Origin of the sequence: Soonwooa sp. (assembly GCF_032062245.1) — a bacterium.
Taxonomy (GTDB): domain Bacteria; phylum Bacteroidota; class Bacteroidia; order Flavobacteriales; family Weeksellaceae; genus Soonwooa.
Map to the genome: position 1 here is coordinate 18,811 of NZ_DAMBQF010000002.1, position 18,175 is coordinate 36,985.

At 34.9% G+C, this 18,175-nt stretch carries 13 protein-coding genes; 7 read left to right on the plus strand and 6 right to left on the minus strand.

Translation table 11 applies throughout. The features are described from left to right. Positions 1-6: 6 nt before the first annotated feature. Together RT037_RS01880 and RT037_RS01885 are read right to left on the minus strand one after the other, a co-directional pair. Positions 7-1,404 (minus strand): leucyl aminopeptidase family protein, encoded by a 1,398-nt coding sequence (locus tag RT037_RS01880; RefSeq protein ID WP_313027735.1) that lies wholly within the window; start codon positions 1,402-1,404, stop codon positions 7-9. Beyond that, positions 1,397-2,521 carry an alpha/beta hydrolase-fold protein gene (locus tag RT037_RS01885; protein ID WP_313027738.1) on the minus strand — a complete coding sequence of 375 codons (1,125 nt, stop codon included), beginning with the start codon at positions 2,519-2,521 and terminating at the stop codon, positions 1,397-1,399. Before RT037_RS01885 ends, RT037_RS01880 begins: the two co-directional genes overlap by 8 nt. Before the next feature lie 222 nt (positions 2,522-2,743). On the opposite strand from RT037_RS01885, the gene glgB reads away from it, so the two are divergent. From glgB to RT037_RS01910, 5 genes are all read left to right on the plus strand, one after another. Then, positions 2,744-4,645 (plus strand): 1,4-alpha-glucan branching protein GlgB, encoded by a 1,902-nt coding sequence (glgB, locus tag RT037_RS01890; protein ID WP_313027742.1) that lies wholly within the window; start codon positions 2,744-2,746, stop codon positions 4,643-4,645. 15 nt (positions 4,646-4,660) lie between these two features. Then, the gene (locus RT037_RS01895; protein ID WP_312322182.1) at positions 4,661-6,067 is read left to right on the plus strand and encodes a glycogen/starch synthase; all 1,407 of its coding nucleotides are present in this window, start codon (positions 4,661-4,663) and stop codon (positions 6,065-6,067) included. Between the two features lie 69 nt (positions 6,068-6,136). Further along, complete coding sequence (locus RT037_RS01900; protein WP_312322181.1) at positions 6,137-7,405, plus strand: glucose-1-phosphate adenylyltransferase; 1,269 nt, start codon at positions 6,137-6,139, stop codon at positions 7,403-7,405. Between the two features lie 98 nt (positions 7,406-7,503). After that, a complete protein-coding gene (locus RT037_RS01905) occupies positions 7,504-8,271 on the plus strand; it encodes a DUF3108 domain-containing protein (protein WP_079666227.1) in 768 nt (255 codons plus the stop codon). Positions 8,272-8,416: 145 nt separating this feature from the next. Next, positions 8,417-10,831, plus strand: a complete 2,415-nt coding sequence (locus RT037_RS01910) for a DUF5916 domain-containing protein (RefSeq protein WP_312322179.1) — start codon at positions 8,417-8,419, stop codon at positions 10,829-10,831. 51 nt (positions 10,832-10,882) lie between these two features. Here the strand turns inward: RT037_RS01910 and pheS are convergent, their stop codons facing one another. After that, positions 10,883-11,893 carry a phenylalanine--tRNA ligase subunit alpha gene (gene pheS, locus RT037_RS01915; protein ID WP_312322177.1) on the minus strand — a complete coding sequence of 337 codons (1,011 nt, stop codon included), beginning with the start codon at positions 11,891-11,893 and terminating at the stop codon, positions 10,883-10,885. A gap of 104 nt (positions 11,894-11,997) precedes the next feature. Continuing rightward, positions 11,998-12,657: a YceI family protein gene (locus tag RT037_RS01920; RefSeq protein ID WP_312322176.1), complete on the minus strand. Its 660-nt coding sequence runs from the start codon at positions 12,655-12,657 to the stop codon at positions 11,998-12,000. 76 nt (positions 12,658-12,733) lie between these two features. Here RT037_RS01920 and RT037_RS01925 point away from each other — a divergent pair, with 76 nt between their 5' ends. Then, positions 12,734-13,672: an ABC transporter ATP-binding protein gene (locus RT037_RS01925; protein WP_313027752.1), complete on the plus strand. Its 939-nt coding sequence runs from the start codon at positions 12,734-12,736 to the stop codon at positions 13,670-13,672. A 174-nt stretch (positions 13,673-13,846) separates the two neighbouring features. On the opposite strand, the gene RT037_RS01930 is transcribed toward RT037_RS01925, so the two are convergent. Both RT037_RS01930 and RT037_RS01935 read right to left on the minus strand, forming a co-directional pair. Continuing rightward, on the minus strand, positions 13,847-15,346 hold the full coding sequence (locus RT037_RS01930) for a polysaccharide biosynthesis protein (RefSeq protein ID WP_313027755.1): 1,500 nt from the start codon (positions 15,344-15,346) through the stop codon (positions 13,847-13,849). Positions 15,347-15,356: 10 nt separating this feature from the next. Continuing rightward, positions 15,357-16,142 carry an FkbM family methyltransferase gene (locus RT037_RS01935; RefSeq protein ID WP_313027757.1) on the minus strand — a complete coding sequence of 262 codons (786 nt, stop codon included), beginning with the start codon at positions 16,140-16,142 and terminating at the stop codon, positions 15,357-15,359. 197 nt (positions 16,143-16,339) lie between these two features. Between RT037_RS01935 and RT037_RS01940 the strand changes: the two genes are divergently transcribed. After that, positions 16,340-18,037 (plus strand): DEAD/DEAH box helicase, encoded by a 1,698-nt coding sequence (locus tag RT037_RS01940; RefSeq protein ID WP_313027759.1) that lies wholly within the window; start codon positions 16,340-16,342, stop codon positions 18,035-18,037. Positions 18,038-18,175 lie beyond the last annotated feature (138 nt).

Consider the following 18,175-nt stretch of genomic DNA (forward strand, 5'->3'; position numbering starts at 1 on the left):
GTATCATCAATTATAAGTTTTGAAAAGTTGCGCTAGCAAGTGTACGCCGTAGCCAGTTGCCGCTTTATCTTTCGCATATTCGACATTTCCGTAGGCGACACCAGCGATGTCAAGATGTGCCCATGATGGATGATCGTTGATAAATTGTTCCAAAAATTTTGCAGCAACAATACAGTCACCAACAGGTTTTAATGAAATGTTTTTAAAATCAGCAACATCCGAAGTTATCTCAGATTTCCAAACATCCCAAAGTGGAAGATTCCAGATTCTGTTTTGACTTTTTTCGCTTGAAGATTGTAGTTTTTGATTCAGTTGATTATCATTACAAAAATAAGCGCCACAAGTGTTTCCGAACATTCTTACACTGCTTCCCGTTAAAGTTGCAAGGTCAATAAGATGGTTCAATTTGTAATTTTTGGTGATGTAAGAAAGACCGTCGGCTAATGTTAATCGGCCTTCAGCATCGGTATCGATAATTTCTATCGTTTTTCCGTTGTAGGCTTTTACGACATCACTTGGTAAATAAGATTTTTCCGAAACTGCATTATCGGTTATTGGTAAAACCGCAATTATGTTAATTGGAAGTTGCATTTCCGCTGCATAGATTAATGCGCCAATTACCGCTGAAGCGCCACCCATATCGCTTTTCATGTAATGAAGATTTGCAGAAGGTTTAATTGAAATTCCACCTGTATCAAACAAAACACATTTCCCAACAAGTCCAATCGTCGGAGCAGATTTTTTAGAACTTTGATATTCTAAAATGGTAAATGCCGCATCCATAGCACTTCCCTGATTAACCGCTACAAAAGCGCCTAAGCCTTTTTTAATCGATTCTTCTCGATTGTAAGCTTTATATTTTAACTTATATTTTTTTGAAATCTCGTTTAAAAATGAAGAAATATCATCCACTTTCTTTTGGTTGGCAGGTTTGTTAAGCCAATCCATTCCAGCGAATTGTCCTATACAAAGGGCTTTTGCATCTTTTATAATCGCATTAATCGTTTTTTTGTCTTGTTTAGAGGTTTCAATTTCAAAATCAGAACTCCAAAAAGGATGTTCATTTTTGAATGGATATTGATAAGTCCCTTGGAAAAGTCCAATAATAAAGGCTTCTAACTCATCGTCCTTTAACTCATTTTTAATAATAAGTTTTTGTGCAAGAAGAGATTTTCGGTATTTGTAAGAAAAACTTTTTCCAATGTCTAAAAGATTGGCGGTTGTTATCTTCTTTCCAAAACCAATAAAATATTGCACAGAATTTTCCTCGGCAATCACGAAAAATTCTTTCTCTGCCGCAGAAAAAAACAATTGCATATTTTTTGGAAAATCAGCTTTAGAAATTGACCAATCTTCGGTTGTATAAAGTTGTATTGTTTGTTGTATGCTATCTTTTTTAGCCATTTTTTTCAGTTGTAGAGGTTTTTTTTATTGTGGTTGGATCTTCAAGCGTATCATAATACAGCCATTCTATCGCTCTTGGAAATTCTTGCGACCAATAGAATTCTTGATGTGTTCCTTCAGCATTAATGCTTGTTTTAGTTTCAAAATCAAAATAATCTTGAAGCTCCCAAGTTTGTAAAGCGGTTTCGAATTTTTCTATTCTTTCAACCATTTGCGAACCTTCTTTTGCACCACCGTAGAGATAAACTTTGGTGTAAAAAGCTTTGCTAAATTTCATCAATGGAAAATCATTATTCGGCTCCACCCAAAGCGATGGCGAAAATATCAACAATTTGGAATAGACTTCAGGATAAAGAAATCCTGCATAGATGCTGATGAGCGCACCTAACGAACTTCCTCCAATGCCTGTGTTGTCGCGATCTTTTTTGGTTCTATAATTTTTGTCAACAAATGCCTTAAGTGTATCTGTTATAAATCTTAAATATTTTTTGCCTTCTGCACCTTCGGTAACTTCTTCGTTATCAAAAATATATTCTTTAATTCTGTCGTTATTGCCGTGTTCTACTGCAATTACGATGAGATTACCACGTCCATATTCCGCTAATAAAGCCAGCTTTTTGTCGATTTCCCAATTTCCAAAAGCCGAACTTTCATTAAAAAGATTTTGTGCATCTTGTAAGTATAAAACTGGATAATCTTGTTCGGTTTCGTGGTAATTGTAGGGTAGAAGCGCCCAAACTTTGCGTGTTTTGTCCAATTGTGGACTGTAGAAAGCTTCATCTATTAATTCTACATTTGGAAAAAATTCTTTTTTGAAAGGTCCCCAATTGATACGCCATTTTTCGACTTTATTATTTGATTCTTTATCTGTTTTTTTTACTTTTTTGTTGGCTGTAATATTGTCATATTTGTCGATTTCAACATTTTCCCAGCCTCCTTTTGTGAATTTATACTCTACGATATCTGGCAACTTGTCGTCCGCGATATCTATGAAATAATGTGCATTGTCAATTTTTGTCATTTTAAAATTTGGATCTTTCGGATCCCAAGCGTTAAAATTTCCTGTTATGTAGACATCGCGATCATCTTCATCTAGCGTCATCAGGTTAAACTTCATCTTTTAGTTCGTGTTAATGACTTCTAATTTATGAAATATTTTAACATCTTTAACATTTGTGTAATAATTAATTGTAAAATAATTGTTTTGTTATTTAATGTTAATTGAATATGATTAAATGTTTAAAAATTATAAATATTGATTTGTGTTAAAATTTAACTTGTCAGTTTCTAATTAATGATTAACTTGCTATAGTTGTTAACGACTTCTAATACCTTATTTATGTCAAATCACGACGCATTTTCTTTGTGGACAGAACTGGATGTTTACTTGTTTCGAGAGGGTAAACATTTTAAGCTTTATGAAAAATTTGGTGCACACGAAGCTGTTGTTAACGGCGAAAGAGGAATTTATTTTTCTGTATGGGCGCCCAACGCAAAAGAAGTTTCGGTTATTGGTAATTTTAACAATTGGAAACACAGTAAGAATTTTTTGACGGGACGCTGGGATCAGTCTGGGATTTGGGAAACATTTATTCCTAAAATTAAGATTTCAGACGTTTATAAATACAGCATCAAAACTCAAAAAAACGAATTTCTAGAAAAAAGTGATCCTTTTGCAGTTAAAATGGAACAAGCGACGCAGGCAGGATCGGTGATTGCATCGACTTGGTATGCTTGGCATGATGAAAAATGGTTACAAAAACGTCAACAAATTCCCGTTATGAAAACGCCGATTTCCGTCTACGAAATGCATCTCGGATCTTGGCTAAAAAGTAAAAATAATCCTAACGAGTTTTTAACTTATCGTGAAATTGCTAGCGAATTAATTCCTTATGTTAAAGAAATGGGATTTTCTCATGTCGAATTTATGCCCGTTATGGAATATCCTTATGATCCAAGTTGGGGTTATCAGATTACTGGATTTTATGCGGCTTCGTCACGATTTGGCGCACCGACAGATTTAATGTTTTTAATTGATCAACTTCATCAGAATGACATTGGCGTTATTCTCGATTGGGTGCCTTCGCATTTTCCTGGTGATGCTAACGGTTTGCATAGATTTGATGGTAGTTTTCTTTACGAACACGAAGATCCGCGCAAGGGTTTTCATCCAGATTGGAAGTCGTATATTTTCAATTATGGACGACCAGAAGTCAAATCTTTTTTGATAAGTAATGCGATGTTTTGGTTGGATCGATATCATGCGGACGGACTCCGTGTTGATGCGGTTACCTCGATGTTGCATCTTGATTATTCCAGAAACGATGGCGAATGGGAACCCAATATCCATGGTGGAAATGTTAATCTAGAAGCCAAATCTTTTCTTCAAGATTTTAATTTAGCAGTTCATAAAAATTTTCCTGATGTGGTGACTATTGCTGAAGAAAGTTCGGATTTTCCAAAGTTGACAAAATCGGTTAGCGAAGACGGAATTGGTTTTGACATGAAGTGGATGATGGGCTGGATGCACGACACTTTGGATTATTTTAAAAAAGATCCTGTTTATCGTAAATTCCATCAAGACTTGGTGACTTTTACGAGCCTTTATATGTTTAATGAAAACTATATGATGCCGCTTTCACATGACGAAGTTGTGCATGGTAAAAGTAGTTTGATTTATAAAATGTATGGCGACGAATGGCAGAAATATGCCAATCTTCGGGCTTTGTATCTTTATATGTTTACAAATCCAGGCGCCAAACTTCTCTTTATGGGAAGCGAATTTGCACAAACCAACGAATGGAATTTTGAAACACAACTCGATTGGGATTTATTAAAATATCCGATTCATGCACAGTTGCAATTATTTGTTAAAGAATTAAATAAAATTTATTCCCACGAAAAGGCTTTATTTGAGTTAAATTTTGACAAACAAGGTTTCGAATGGGTTACTGGAGACGATCGCGATCATTCTATTTTTATCTATCTAAGAAAAGGAAAATCTAAGTCGGAAAAACTGATGATTATTCTTAATTTAACACCGAATAGCATGGATTATCAAGTTGGTGTTGATGATAAAAGATGGAAAATATTACTTAATTCTGACGATAAAAAATTTGGAGGAAGTGGCATTATTCCAAATATTAATAAAATAATTTCCAAAAAACTAATGGGAAGAGCTTATACAATGGATTTGCGATTGCCGCCATTGTCAGGTTTAATCCTAAAAAATGAACATTAAACATATCAAAACTTTATGAAAATTTTTCACCTTTCTATGGAGTGTTATCCTGTTGCAAAAGTTGGCGGACTATCTGATGTAGTAGGCGCTTTACCGAAATATCAAAATCAAATGGGTTTGGACGCTAGTGTTGTGATGCCTTGGTATAATAATGCTTTTGTGTATGATAATGAGTTAGAAGTAGTTTTTGATGGTTTTATTCATCAGGCTGAGCGGATGTATCAAGTCATTGTTCATAAAGAAAAAAATAGAAAACTCGGTTTTGACTTATATTTAGTTAAGATTCCGGGACTTCTAGATCGCGAAAAAGTATATGGTTATGATGATGAGTCCGAGCAATTTATCGCTTTTCAGCATGGTGTTTTGCATTGGTTGTCGGCGATGGAAATTCGTCCAGATATTTTGCATTGTCACGATTATCATACGGGTTTGGTGCCTTTTATGATTGAGAATTGTCCAAGTTTTAAATTTTTGAAGGGTGTTAAAACAATTGGTACGATTCATAATGGCGAATACCAAGGCAGTATGAGTTGGGAAATGTCCAAGTACTTACCCTTTTTTGATGCTAGTAAATTTGGACTTCTAGACTGGAATTCGAGGATTAATCCTATGGCTGCAATGATAAAATCTAGCCACGCTTTTAATACCGTTTCTAAAGGTTATTTGGAAGAGTTATTTTCAAGTTTTCAAGGTTTAGAAAGTCTCATGCACCAAGAGGCGCAGAAAGCTTTTGGAATTATTAATGGCATTGATACCGAAGTTTGGAACCCGAAAACTGATCCGATGATTACAGCGCATTTCGATCTTAAGAATGCCGAAATAGGAAAATGGAAAAATAAAGTTCAGCTTTGTGAAGCTTATGATCTTGATCCTAATTTGGCTTTGTTCGGATTTATTGGAAGATTTGCTGGTGAGAAAGGTGCAGATCTGCTGCCAGAAATAATTTCACAAGCTATTAAAGAAAGTGATGGCAAGCTTAATATTATTGTTCTAGGTTCTGGAAATCCGTATTTAGAGGCTTCACTTCGAGAGCTTAAGAAAGTTTATCAGTTTAATTTTGCATTGGATTTGGGTTATAAAGAATATTTGTCGCACCAGATTTATGCTTCGGCAGATTTTCTTTTGATGCCGTCACGCGTGGAGCCTTGCGGACTTAACCAAATGTATGCAATGCGATACGGAACTATTCCGATTGTGCGATATACAGGTGGTTTGAAGGATACTGTAGAAGATATTTCGAGTGGTGGAAGTGGTTTTAATTTTACTGATGCTAATGCCGAAAGTGTTGTCCATGCGATGCAAAGAGCTTTAACAATTTTCGAAAATAAAAAAATGATGAAAATGTTAATAGAAAATAATATGAATTTTAATTTTTCTTGGGAGAAATCCGCTGAAAATTACTTATATTTATACGAGTACTGATTTGAAAATCAGACATCAAATCCAAATTAAGAAATCCAATTTATTGACATCAAAAACACGACTTATAATATGAAAGCAAATGTAATCTCCATAGTGTTGGGCGGTGGACGAGGATCGAGATTGTTTCCTTTGACCGATTCTAGATCCAAGCCAGCTGTGCCAATTGCGGGAAAATACCGCCTTGTTGATATTCCGATTTCTAATTGTCTCAATTCTGGCTACAACAGGATTTTGGTTTTAACGCAGTTCAACTCGGCGTCGCTTAACTCGCACATCAAGAATACTTATCATTTCGATACATTTAGCAAAGGTTTTGTCGATATTTTGGCAGCTGAACAAAATGTTGAAAATGACCAATGGTATCAAGGGACGGCTGATGCGGTGCGCCAATCTATGAAGCATTTGACTAAATATGAGTACGATTATATTTTGATTTTGTCAGGCGATCAATTGTACCAAATGAATTTCCGTGAGATGATTGATTTTCACGAAAAAAATAATGGCGACATTACGATTGCGACGATCCCAGTTAATGCTAAAGATGCAACAGGTTTTGGAATTTTAAAATCTGATGAAGCCGGAAATATCACAGACTTTACAGAAAAACCAAGCGCAGATATTTTACCAGAATGGAAGTCTGAGGTTAGCGAAACTAATAAACGCCAAGGCAAAGATTATCTTGCATCGATGGGGATTTACGTGTTTTCGAAAAACGTGTTAAGAAAACTTTTCGCTGAAGGTGAAGGTGATGATTTTGGAAAAGATTTTATTCCTCAGGCGATTGGTCAATATAAAACTTTGAGCTTTCAATACGATGGTTATTGGACAGACATCGGTACGATCGAGTCTTTTTATGAAGCCAATGTAGATTTAGCTCAAGATTTACCGCAGTTTAATTTGTTCAGTTCTTCTCCGATTTATACAAGAGCAAGGATGTTGCCACCTTCAAAAATTAATGGTTCTTATGTTAGCAAGGCGGTTTTTGGTGATGGTTGCATTATTTTGGCAGCAAAGATTGAGAATTCGATTATTGGTAACAGAAGTCGTATTGATAAAGGAACTACTGTTGTTAGTTCATACATTATGGGTGCCGATTATTATCAAACAACCAACGAAATTGTTGAAAATGAACTTCAACAATCACCCAATATCGGGATCGGTAAATTCTGTTATATTGAGCGCGCAATCTTGGATAAAAACTGCCAAATAGGTGATAATGTCCGTATTATTGGAAGTAAAAATCTTCCTGATGGCGATTATGATACTTATTCGGTAAAAGACGGAATTGTCGTCGTTAAGAAAAATGCTATCATCAAAAGCGGAACTCAAATTTCTTAAAAAAAATATGAAGCCTTTAGATTTTCAAATTTAAAGGCTTTATTATTTGTCTTATATTTGGCAACGTTTTTGTCTATTAACTAAGCAAATATAAAAGGATGAAAAAATTATTGCTATTATTTTCTATGGTAGTTTTTGCGCTATCGTCGGCTCAATACGATAATATTAATGCCGGAGAAAGTCTTACGTATCGTATCCATTACGGTTTTTTAACGGCTGGATCAGCAACTTTGACGACTTCTAATGCGACACTTAACAACAAGCCTTACTTTTATGTAAAAGGTGTTGGGCAGACAAGTGGCGCGGTTAAAGCTTTTTTTAAAGTAAACGACGTCTACGAGAGTTATATTAATCTTTATGGTCAGCCTTATTTTTATGTGAGGAATGTTGCCGAAGGTAGTTATCGTCAACATTTGCAGAGTACTTTTAATCACGTTAATCAAACCGTTTATTTGGTTGATAAAAAAAATACCGATCGTCCTGCCAAGACGATTAACACAGCAAAGGGTGTCCAAGATATGTTATCGAGTTTCTATTATTTAAGAAATTTGGATGATGATCAATTAAAGGTCGGAAATGTTATCAAAATGAATGTTTGGATTGATGATGAGATGTTTCCGTTTCAGTTGAGAATTGCGGGTACAGAAAACGTTTCGACAAAATTTGGAAAGATTAATTGTCTTAAAATCATTCCGTCTGTAATGAGTGGTCGCGTTTTTAAAGAAAAAGAAGGTGTAACACTTTGGGTGTCAAACGACAAAAATAGAGTCCCCATTCTTATTAAAGCAGAATTAACAGTTGGTGCGATTAAGGCGAGTATTGATAAGATTGCTGGGACGAAATATCCAGTTAATTTTCAGAAATAAAATTTAATCTAAATATTTTAAAAATTAAAAGTCGAAGTAATTCGACTTTTTTTATTTGTTAATCAGCGTGTTAGTGTTTTGTTTTAAAAATGATGTAATAAAATTATCACTTCGATAGTCTAATTGTTATAACTAACACACAACTATGAAACGTCATTTTTCATTAGGATTTTGTCTTTTGATTTCCGCGCTGTATTTTGGACAAGAAACTAACAATACTGACAATATTATTCGGAAAAAAATGTCCACTATCAAATCTGATGTGACGCCGAAAATTGATGGCGATATTTCGGATGAGGTTTGGGCAAAAGTCCCGATAGCAACAGATTTTATCGAACGCAGTCCGAATAACGGAAAACCCTCGGAACAAGCTTTTAAAACCGAAGTTAGAATACTTTACAACGATTTGGGATTGTACGTTATGATGAAAATGCACGATCCTGAACCTTCTAAAATTGCAAAAGAATTAACTGAACGCGACGGGATTTCCAACGATGATTTTGTAGGTTTGACGCTTAACGGTTATAATGATAAGCAGCAAAGTCTAGAATTTGTTGTAACTGCGGCGGGTGTACAATATGATGCGAAATTAACGACCGATGGCGAGGACGATTCTTGGAACGGCGTTTGGCATTCGGAGGCTAAAATTACGGAAGACGGCTGGACTGCGGAGTTTATGATTCCGTTTTCCGAATTGCGTTTTACTAAAAAAGATGTGCAAGAATGGGGGATTAATCTTTTCCGAAAAGTACAACGTACGAATGTCTTTTATGACTGGAATTTCGTCGATAACAAAAAGAATTCTTACACCTTATTCGATGGTATTTTAACAGGCATTGAAAACATAAAACCACCAACAAGACTGAGTTTTATGCCATATTTTTCAACTTATGTCAACCGTTTTGATGGCGAAACAACGACCAACTTGAATGGTGGAATGGATGTTAAATATGGTATTAATGATGCCTTTACGTTCGATATGACTTTAATTCCGGATTTTGGACAAGCTAATTTTGATAATTCAATTCTTAATTTGACACCGTTTGAACAACAATTTGCAGAACAACGACCTTTTTTTACTGAAGGAACGGAATTGTTTAGTAAAGGAAATTTGTTTTATTCAAGAAGAATTGGAGGCTCGCCTTCAGGAGAAATTGAATTAAAAGATGATGAAAAAATCACTGAATTTCCTGCGAAAGTTAAACTCTTTAATTCTTTTAAGATTTCTGGACGTACCAACAAAGGTTTAGGAATTGGGTTTTTCAATGCAGTGACGCAAAAGATGTTTGCAACAATAGAAAATGAAACAACTGGAGAAATTCGTAAAGAAGTTGTGGAACCTTGGGCAAATTATAATGTATTAGTTTTAGACCAAAGATTTAACGAAAATTCTTCTGTAAGTTTGATTAATACAAGCACTGTGCGTGACGGAAGTTTCCGAGATGCGAATGCGACAGGTTTGCTTTGGTCGATTAACAATAAGAAAAATACGTATAATTTTTACGGAAATCTGCGTGGAAGTTGGGTGATGACTGAAGAAACAAAATTTGGGACTAAAAATCAATTCGGATTCGGAAAAATTGATGGTAAACACCGCTTTGATATCAATGCTGGGATTACGACGAAAGATTGGGATATTAATGATTTGGGATTTTCGACCATGACGAATTTTGCCAATTATAATGCGTGGTACGGTTACCGATTGTTGCAGCCATCAAAGCGATTTAATAAAATATTTTTGAATTTTAATGCACAATATTATCAGCGATTATCACCTTTTTTGTATAATAATTTTGTGCTAAATCATAACAATCAGTTTCAAAATAAAAAGTTTGAAAACTATGGTTTTGGAGTGGAAGCAACGCCTTTTGGGCAAAAAGATATCTACGAACCTCGCGCAGAAGGTCGATTCTTAAATGTTCCATCATATTTTGATTCTTGGATTTGGTTCGAAAGTGATAGTCGTAAAAAATTTCAGTTTAATATTAATGTGGATTATTATGCTTACAATGAGAAAGCTCGGAATCTGGTGTCAACAAGTTTGATTCTGCGTTATCGTTTCTCTGATAAATTCAATGTGTTTTGGCAGATTCAACCGAGTTTTAGTAATAATGAAAAAGGTTATGTTGGCAAGGATGTCGCTGGAATCTATATTGGACGACGTCAAAGAAATACCTTGGAAAATAGTCTTAATTCTAAGTATACATTTAATAATAAAATGGCTCTGAGTCTAGCATTCCGCCATTATTTTTCGGATGTTACTTACAAACAATTTTATACACTCGACAACGATGGCGATGTGACACCCACTAATAATTTCACTAAAAACCTGAATGGTACTTACAACGCTTGGAATATCGATCTGCGTTACAGTTGGTGGTTTGCGCCAGGAAGTCAGTTGACTTTTTTGTATCGAAACGCCATTCAGAATTATCTTAACGAATCGCGATTGGGTATGAAGAATAATTATAATCAATTATTTGCTGAGCCGGCGGTTCACAATTTTTCGTTAAAGCTGACTTACTATTTAGATTACAACCGTGCTAAGAATTGGTTTTAAATTTTAAAATAAAACGAAATAAAAAATCCACCAACTTGGTGGATTTTAATTTTATAAAGATTTAAACTGATTTAACATTCTTACATCATTTTCTAAGAACATACGGATGTCGCTCATTTGATAAAGTAACATAACAATTCTCTCGATTCCCATTCCGAAGGCAAAACCACTGTATTTATCAGCGTCGATATTAACGTTTTTAAGAACGGCAGGATCTACCATTCCGCAACCCATAATCTCTAACCAACCTGTACCTTTTGTAATTCTGTAATCGGTCTCAGAGTTAAGTCCCCAATACACGTCAACTTCTGCACTTGGCTCTGTGAAAGGGAAGTACGACGGACGCATTCTTATTTTTGATTTTCCAAATAACTCTGTTGTGAAGTATTGGATGGTTTGTTTAAGATCTGCAAAGCTTACATTTTCGTCGATGTATAAACCTTCAATTTGGTGGAAAATACAATGCGAACGAGACGAGATTGCTTCATTTCTGAAAACTCTACCTGGCGACAAAATACGAATCGGTGGTTGATTTTCTTCCATGTAACGCACTTGTACAGACGATGTATGCGTACGAAGCAAGATGTCAGGATTGGTATCGATGAAGAAAGTATCCTGCATATCTCTCGCTGGATGATACTCTGGCAAGTTAAGCGCCGTAAAGTTATGCCAGTCGTCCTCAATTTCTGGACCGTCAGCAATGGCAAAACCGATAGAACGGAAGATTTCGATAATTCTGTTTTTAACAAGGTTGATCGGATGTCTCGTTCCTAATTCTAAAGGAAAAGCAGGTTTTGTAAGGTCGTCTTTTATGATGTTAGATTGGCCTTCAGAAGCATTTTTAAGATCTTCCAACTTCGCAGCAACGGCTTGTTTTAGGCTGTTAATTTTTTGACCAAAATCTTTTTTCTGATCATTAGGGACTTCTTTGAATTTTTCAAAAAAGTCGTTCAATACGCCTTTTTTTCCGTTGAATTTGATGCGAAATTGTTCGATTTCTTCTTTTGCCGAAGAACTGAATTGTTCTACTTCAACCAATAATTCATCAATTCTTTCTATCATCTTTTAGGTATAATTATAAGTTGCAAAATTACAAATTTTATCCTTATTTAAAACAAAAAAATCTGCCAACTATGGGCAGATTTTATATAATTTTTAAATAAAATTTATTTCTTTTCGATGGCTTTCATCAACATTTGGATGTTGATTTCATCTTTTATTAAACCATTAGCTGCCGGAATTTGGAATTTGATACCAAACTCTTCACGGCTAATATCTTTAGGTTCGGTCGCAATTTGCAATTCGCCTTCGCCAGTTTTTACATTAGCATTAAAACTCATAGGTTTGGTGATCCCTTTTATCGTTAGATTACCATCCAAAACTGTGTTGTAATCGCTTCCAGCTGGTGCTTCGCTCACTTTTGTAATTTCGTATGATGCAGTCGGGAATTTTTCTACATCGAAGAAGTCAGCACTTTTAAGGTGAGCATTTAGTTTTGCAGATTCTTCAGCATCTTTGATGTCGCTGTTAGTAAGCGTGTTAAGCGCTACCACAAATTTTCCGCTTTCTAATTTGTTTTCGTTAATTGTAACTTCCCCATTTTCAAATTTAATAGAACCAAAATGGCTTGTATTATCCGTTTTGAAAACTTTAAAACCTTTCCACTCGATCTTACTATTCATCGTATCAACAACATAGACTTGTCCTTTTTTTGTAGTTAGGACTTCATTGCTCTCACTCGTTACGGGCTTATCTTTTCCACAAGAGATAAGCGTTAAAGTAATCGCCAACGCAGCTAAGCCGCCAAAAAACAAATTCTTTTTCATTTTAAATTACAATTAAGACATTATTTTGCTAATATAACAAATTTAATCAGTATTTTAAAATCTGTAATTTTGCACAATGCTTTTAGAGATAAACAATTTAGAATTCAGTTATTTACCCGACCAAAAGTTATTTCAGGACTTTAATTTTTCTATGGAAGAAGGGCAGGTTATTGCTTTGGCGGGCGAAAGTGGATGCGGAAAATCAACACTATTAAGTTTGATTTATGGTCTTCACGATTGGCGAAATGGCGAAATTATTTTCAATGGAAAAAAATTAAAAGGTCCAAAAGGGAATCTTGTTCCTGGCGAAGCAGAAATGAAGTTGGTAGCGCAACAATATGACTTGATGCCTTATGCCACGGTTTTTGATAACGTTGGAAAATTTATCTCAAACATTAATTTAAAAACTAAAAACGAAAAGGTTACAGAGCTTCTAGAAGCGGTTGGGATGAAAGGTTTTGCAAGAGTTCTTCCTAAAAACCTGAGTGGCGGGCAGCAACAACGTGTTGCGATTGCGCGTGCTTTGTCTGTAACTCCAAAATTGCTTTTACTGGACGAACCTTTTAGCAATCTGGATACATCGCGAAAGTTCGAGCTACGAGATAAGTTTTTTTCTTTGGTTAAAAATTTGGGACTTTCGGTTATTATTTCGACACATAATTTAGAAGAAATTATGCCATGGGTTGACAAAGTAGCGATTCTTAAAAATGCAGAAATTTTGCAATATGACAGTCCAGAATTGATTTATCAACAGCCTACGAATGAATATGTTGCTAAACTTTTGGGTGAAGTTAATGTCTTTGAAGACTCAGAGAAAACTAGGTTGAATTTGGATAAAAATTTCTATTTTCCACAACAGATAAAAGTCGCTGATCAAGGTCTGGAAGCGGAAGTACAGGAAAGTCGCTTCGCAGGTTCTTTCTTTTGGAACAAAGTTAAGCTAGATGATAAAGTCTTGATTATTCATACTTTAGAAAAACTTGACGGCAAAATATTGCTAAGTTTCTGTGGATAAATTGTTGATAACTTAATCCACGGAAAATGAGTTGATTACGAAAATTAATTTTAATTTTGATGTAAGAATCAAGGAAATTTTTGGTTAATTCTCTTTCTGCCTTTTTAGGACGATATTAGCTTTCTCTAGGCAATTAAGTCCTTCGAAAGTTGACCCTGCCAAACTTTTCCTTTTTTATTTAAACTTCGTTAAACTTCTAAAGAAATCTTTGTTAAGGTATTTATCCAAAGGATAGATTTTCAAAAAATGATTACCAATCATTAAAATTACAAGAACGATACTCGGTTTTAAAAATAAATTCAAAAGACTGTTTGAAAAATTTGGCGTTACAATCGCCACTGTAATGGCTATAAAACTTAAAACCAAAGCGTAAAGCATCTCCATACTTAAAGGAAAAACTTTGAATTTTTGATAATTAAAAATGATTTTGATAAGGTTGAAAGTCGTTAAAGAAATTGCTGTCGCCATCGCAATTCCGATGATGCCGAGGTCTGTATATTTAAGGAAAGCAAAGTTAAGTCCGATGGTTAAACTCGCCAAAATTAGCATAACGATGATGTTGAAACGATAATATTTTGACAAAGAAATAATGTGTCCGTTAAATCCTGTTGCTAAGTCAAAAATAAATGCGGAACCTAAAATCCAAACCACGGGTTCTGCTTCTTTTAGTAAAGCTCCGTTTTTGATCAAATCTGTCAAATACGGAAAGCCAACCAAAATACACGAATAAAGCGTCAGCCCAAGGAAAAATAAACTTAATGATGTTTTTTTGTGGAAGCGATCAAGTTCGGTGTAATTATGTTCTGCAATGGTTTTATTAATTATGGGTGCAGAAATGTTAAACAATCCCATTTGCGGAATATTAATAATCGTAATGATCGACAAAATCGTACTGTAGACACCATTTGCTTCGAAATCGATGAATTCGCCAATCATGTAATTGTCGATTCTCACCGCTAAATAATTGCCGATATTTCCTAAGAAACCAAACAAACTATAACTGAAAACCTGTACCCAAAATCCATTTTGTTTGATGTAATCTAAACTGAAATCAGGTTTTATTTTTTCTAACTTGTTGGTGTAAAAAAAGTAACCAATAAAAGTCAAAACAAACATTCCGAAGAAAAAAGCATACGCAACTTTTTCGGAATAAAGTTCGGCATGACTAAGAACCAAATACGAAAATATCAAGAAAGCACCGAGGTTTGCAATTTTCGGAACAATGTTTTCGAAAATATTAGAAACGACAATCCTTTTATAATTTGTAATAAATTTATTGAGAACTGACGATAGTGCCAAAATCAAAATCATTGGAAAAATGAGCTTTTTCATATTCCAGGTTTCGGATTCTTTTAAACTCGGGAATAGGTTGGCGACGAGAAAATAAATCGCCGTAAAAATCGCAAAATTAAAAACAACTACGAGAAGCGAAAGACTCAAAAAATTGTGATGTTTACCATCTTCCTGAGTTTGAAGAAAGAATTTAACATTCGAAAAAGATAAACCAAACACGACAATCGGGATAAACATTTCAGCCGTTGGTAGGAGGAAACGTAACTTTCCGTAAAATTCCATATTGTGAGGGAAAATAAAAATTGACGAGATAATCCCTATTAAGGTTCCCAAATAGCCAATAATGGAATATTTTATTCCTTGTCGTGCGACAACACTCATGTTTTAGTTATTAATTCGGTATGAAAATAATATTATTGATGTAAAATTGATAATTTTTAACATTATCAGCGTTTTGCAAAAGTATGAATTCTTCCGTTAGTTTTTTTAAAGCTAAAGTCTCACGATCAAGATAATTTGCGCTGAAGCCCCAATTTTCAATTTCTGAAATTAATGACCAAAGCGATTCGGTGTGATGACGTTGTTCCATCTCAACCATTAATGTTGGTCGATGTTTTAGGATAGTTTGTTTTGCGCCTCGTAAAGTTTTCATCTCGTTGCCTTCAACATCGATTTTAATAAAATCAATTTTTGAAGTATTAAGATTAAGGTCGTCCATTTTCACGACATGTACTTTTTGAAGAATTGTATTTTCTTCGTCTTTTTCTTTAAGTTGCGTTTGCAAAGTGCCGCGGCTGTGTACTTTTTGACCTTTTATAACAGGGATTTTAAATTCTGCCGTTGTATTTTCATCAGACAATGCTGAGGAGAAAATGTGCATTTTTGGGAAAAGTCTTTTCAGACGATCAGTAAGTTCGGGATTTGGCTCCAATGCGAAAATGTTTTTCGGTTTAAGATGATTTTCCAAAACATAAAGATAAGCACCAACATTAGCTCCAATATCAACAAATACGGCGTCTTTGTTAAGATGACTTTTAATCCAAAGAAACTCTGGTTCTACTTTTCTTTCGATAATATTGGTTGGGTTGAGGTTTTTGAGTTTTTTAAAATAACGTGATTTATAAAAACTAGGAGACAAATATTGCAGATATTCTGCGAGGTTGCTGTATGCATTCATGGATGTTCAAAACATTTTGAAAGTATCAAAGATGATACTTTTACAGCAAATATTGGTAAAATATTTTTAGTTTTTATTTAATTAAATTTTTAAAAATTGATTTTAGAAGCTTGAGGGTCAATATATTTTTGTTAACAAAAGTTTATAAAAATTGTCAAAAATAAAATCGTATCTTTGCAAAAATTTTATACAACTTAATGAAGTTATTTTCCGAGTCCAATTTAAGTCCTGATATCTTGAAGGCAATTGGCGAGATGGGCTATGAAAGCCCTACAGAAATCCAAAAACAGACTATCCCTTTTATCTTATCAGATATACGCGATCTAATCGCACTTGCGCAGACAGGGACAGGCAAAACAGCAGCGTTTTCGCTTCCGATTTTGGATATGATTGACGAAACGAGTCGCAAAATCCAATTTTTGGTGCTTTGTCCGACGCGAGAATTATGTCTTCAAATTACGAAAGACATAAAAAACTACACCAAGTATTTACCAAACATCAAAACGACTGCGGTATACGGTGGTAGTAGTATTATGGAACAAATCCGTTCTTTAAGAGATAAACCACAAATTATTGTTGGTACTCCAGGACGTGTTATTGATCTTATTAACAGAAAAGCTTTAGACTTCTCTAGCATCCATTGGTTGGTGTTGGATGAGGCTGACGAAATGTTGTCTATGGGTTTCAAAGATGATTTGGAAACAATTATCAGCGAAACACCAGAAACAAAACAAACTTTCTTGTTCTCTGCTACGATGAACAAAGAGGTTGAAAGAATTTCTAAAAACTATTTAACCAATCCTCATCGTATTTCGGTGGGATCGATTAATGAGGTTAAAAAGAACATCAAACACGAATATTTCGTAGTTGGTTACCGTCAAAAGAAAGAAGCGCTAAAGCGTATGATTGATGCTAACCCTAACCAATATTCGATTATTTTCTGTCGTACAAGAATGGAAACTCAGGAGGTTGCAGACTTCTTGATGCAAAATGGTTACGCAGCAGATGCTCTTCATGGTGACTTATCACAAGCGCAACGTGATACAGTTATGAAGAAATTCCGTTTGAAAAATATCGATATTCTTGTAGCGACTGACGTTGCGGCGAGAGGTTTGGATGTTGACTCATTAACGCACGTTATCCATTTCTCATTACCAGATGATCCAGAAGTTTTTGTACATAGAAGTGGTCGTACAGGACGTGCTGGTAAAGACGGTATTTCTCTAGCTTTGATTAAACCTGAAGAAAGTAGAAAACTTAAGCAAATAAAAGCCTCTACAAAAATCGAAATCAACGAAGGTAAAATCCCAACTGGTGACGATATTATGAAAGCGCAAGTTAACGGTGTTTTCGAAAAATTGTTAAATGAAGGTGCTGCTGAAGATGTTTTTGCGTTTGATGATGCATTAATCCCAGATTTGTCTCAATTCTCAAAAGAAGAGTTGGTGCACAAGTTACTTCAATTCCAATTGAAAGAGTTAGCAACTTACTACAAAGACAGAAATGACTTGGTGGAAGCTAGATTCAATGGAGGTGATGACAGAGGAAGTCGTCGCGAAAGAGGTAGAGAGCGCGAAAGAAGAGGTGAACCTCGTGAGAGAAGAGAAGGCGGACGTGACGGTGGTAGAGATCGTAAACCTAGACGTAACTCAGAAAACATGGTAAGATTTTTCTTTAATCTTGGCAAAAGAGATCAATTGAAAAAAATGGACATGTTAGAAATCCTTAACAAAGCAACTTCGAAATCTAAAAAACGTGCCGACATCGGCGATATTGAGATTCTTGAGAAGTTTTCGTTCTTCGAGATAGAGAAATCTTTCAAAGATGAAGTACTTAGAGGTCTTGAAACTCAGAAATTTAAAGGAAAAGATATGCGTGCGGAAGTCGCTAACTAATCCTGAAATTATTGCTTAATATTAACCTACATCAGCCGATGTAGGTTTTTTATTGTTAATGATTTGTTAACATTGGCTTATTATTGAGGTTAAGCTAGTTTTCGATATTTGTGGATTCAAAAATTGTAAATAAATATA

Coding starts and splice junctions, on each gene's coding strand:
- pheS (WP_312322177.1), bottom strand. CDS start 11,893: ATGATAGAAAGAATTGATGAATTATTGGTTGAAGTAGAACAATTCAGT.
- RT037_RS01910 (WP_312322179.1), top strand. CDS start 8,417: ATGAAACGTCATTTTTCATTAGGATTTTGTCTTTTGATTTCCGCGCTG.
- RT037_RS01935 (WP_313027757.1), bottom strand. CDS start 16,142: ATGAATGCATACAGCAACCTCGCAGAATATCTGCAATATTTGTCTCCT.
- RT037_RS01895 (WP_312322182.1), top strand. CDS start 4,661: ATGAAAATTTTTCACCTTTCTATGGAGTGTTATCCTGTTGCAAAAGTT.
- RT037_RS01940 (WP_313027759.1), top strand. CDS start 16,340: ATGAAGTTATTTTCCGAGTCCAATTTAAGTCCTGATATCTTGAAGGCA.
- RT037_RS01930 (WP_313027755.1), bottom strand. CDS start 15,346: ATGAGTGTTGTCGCACGACAAGGAATAAAATATTCCATTATTGGCTAT.
- RT037_RS01885 (WP_313027738.1), bottom strand. CDS start 2,521: ATGAAGTTTAACCTGATGACGCTAGATGAAGATGATCGCGATGTCTAC.
- RT037_RS01905 (WP_079666227.1), top strand. CDS start 7,504: ATGAAAAAATTATTGCTATTATTTTCTATGGTAGTTTTTGCGCTATCG.
- RT037_RS01900 (WP_312322181.1), top strand. CDS start 6,137: ATGAAAGCAAATGTAATCTCCATAGTGTTGGGCGGTGGACGAGGATCG.
- RT037_RS01925 (WP_313027752.1), top strand. CDS start 12,734: ATGCTTTTAGAGATAAACAATTTAGAATTCAGTTATTTACCCGACCAA.
- RT037_RS01920 (WP_312322176.1), bottom strand. CDS start 12,657: ATGAAAAAGAATTTGTTTTTTGGCGGCTTAGCTGCGTTGGCGATTACT.
- RT037_RS01880 (WP_313027735.1), bottom strand. CDS start 1,404: ATGGCTAAAAAAGATAGCATACAACAAACAATACAACTTTATACAACC.
- glgB (WP_313027742.1), top strand. CDS start 2,744: ATGTCAAATCACGACGCATTTTCTTTGTGGACAGAACTGGATGTTTAC.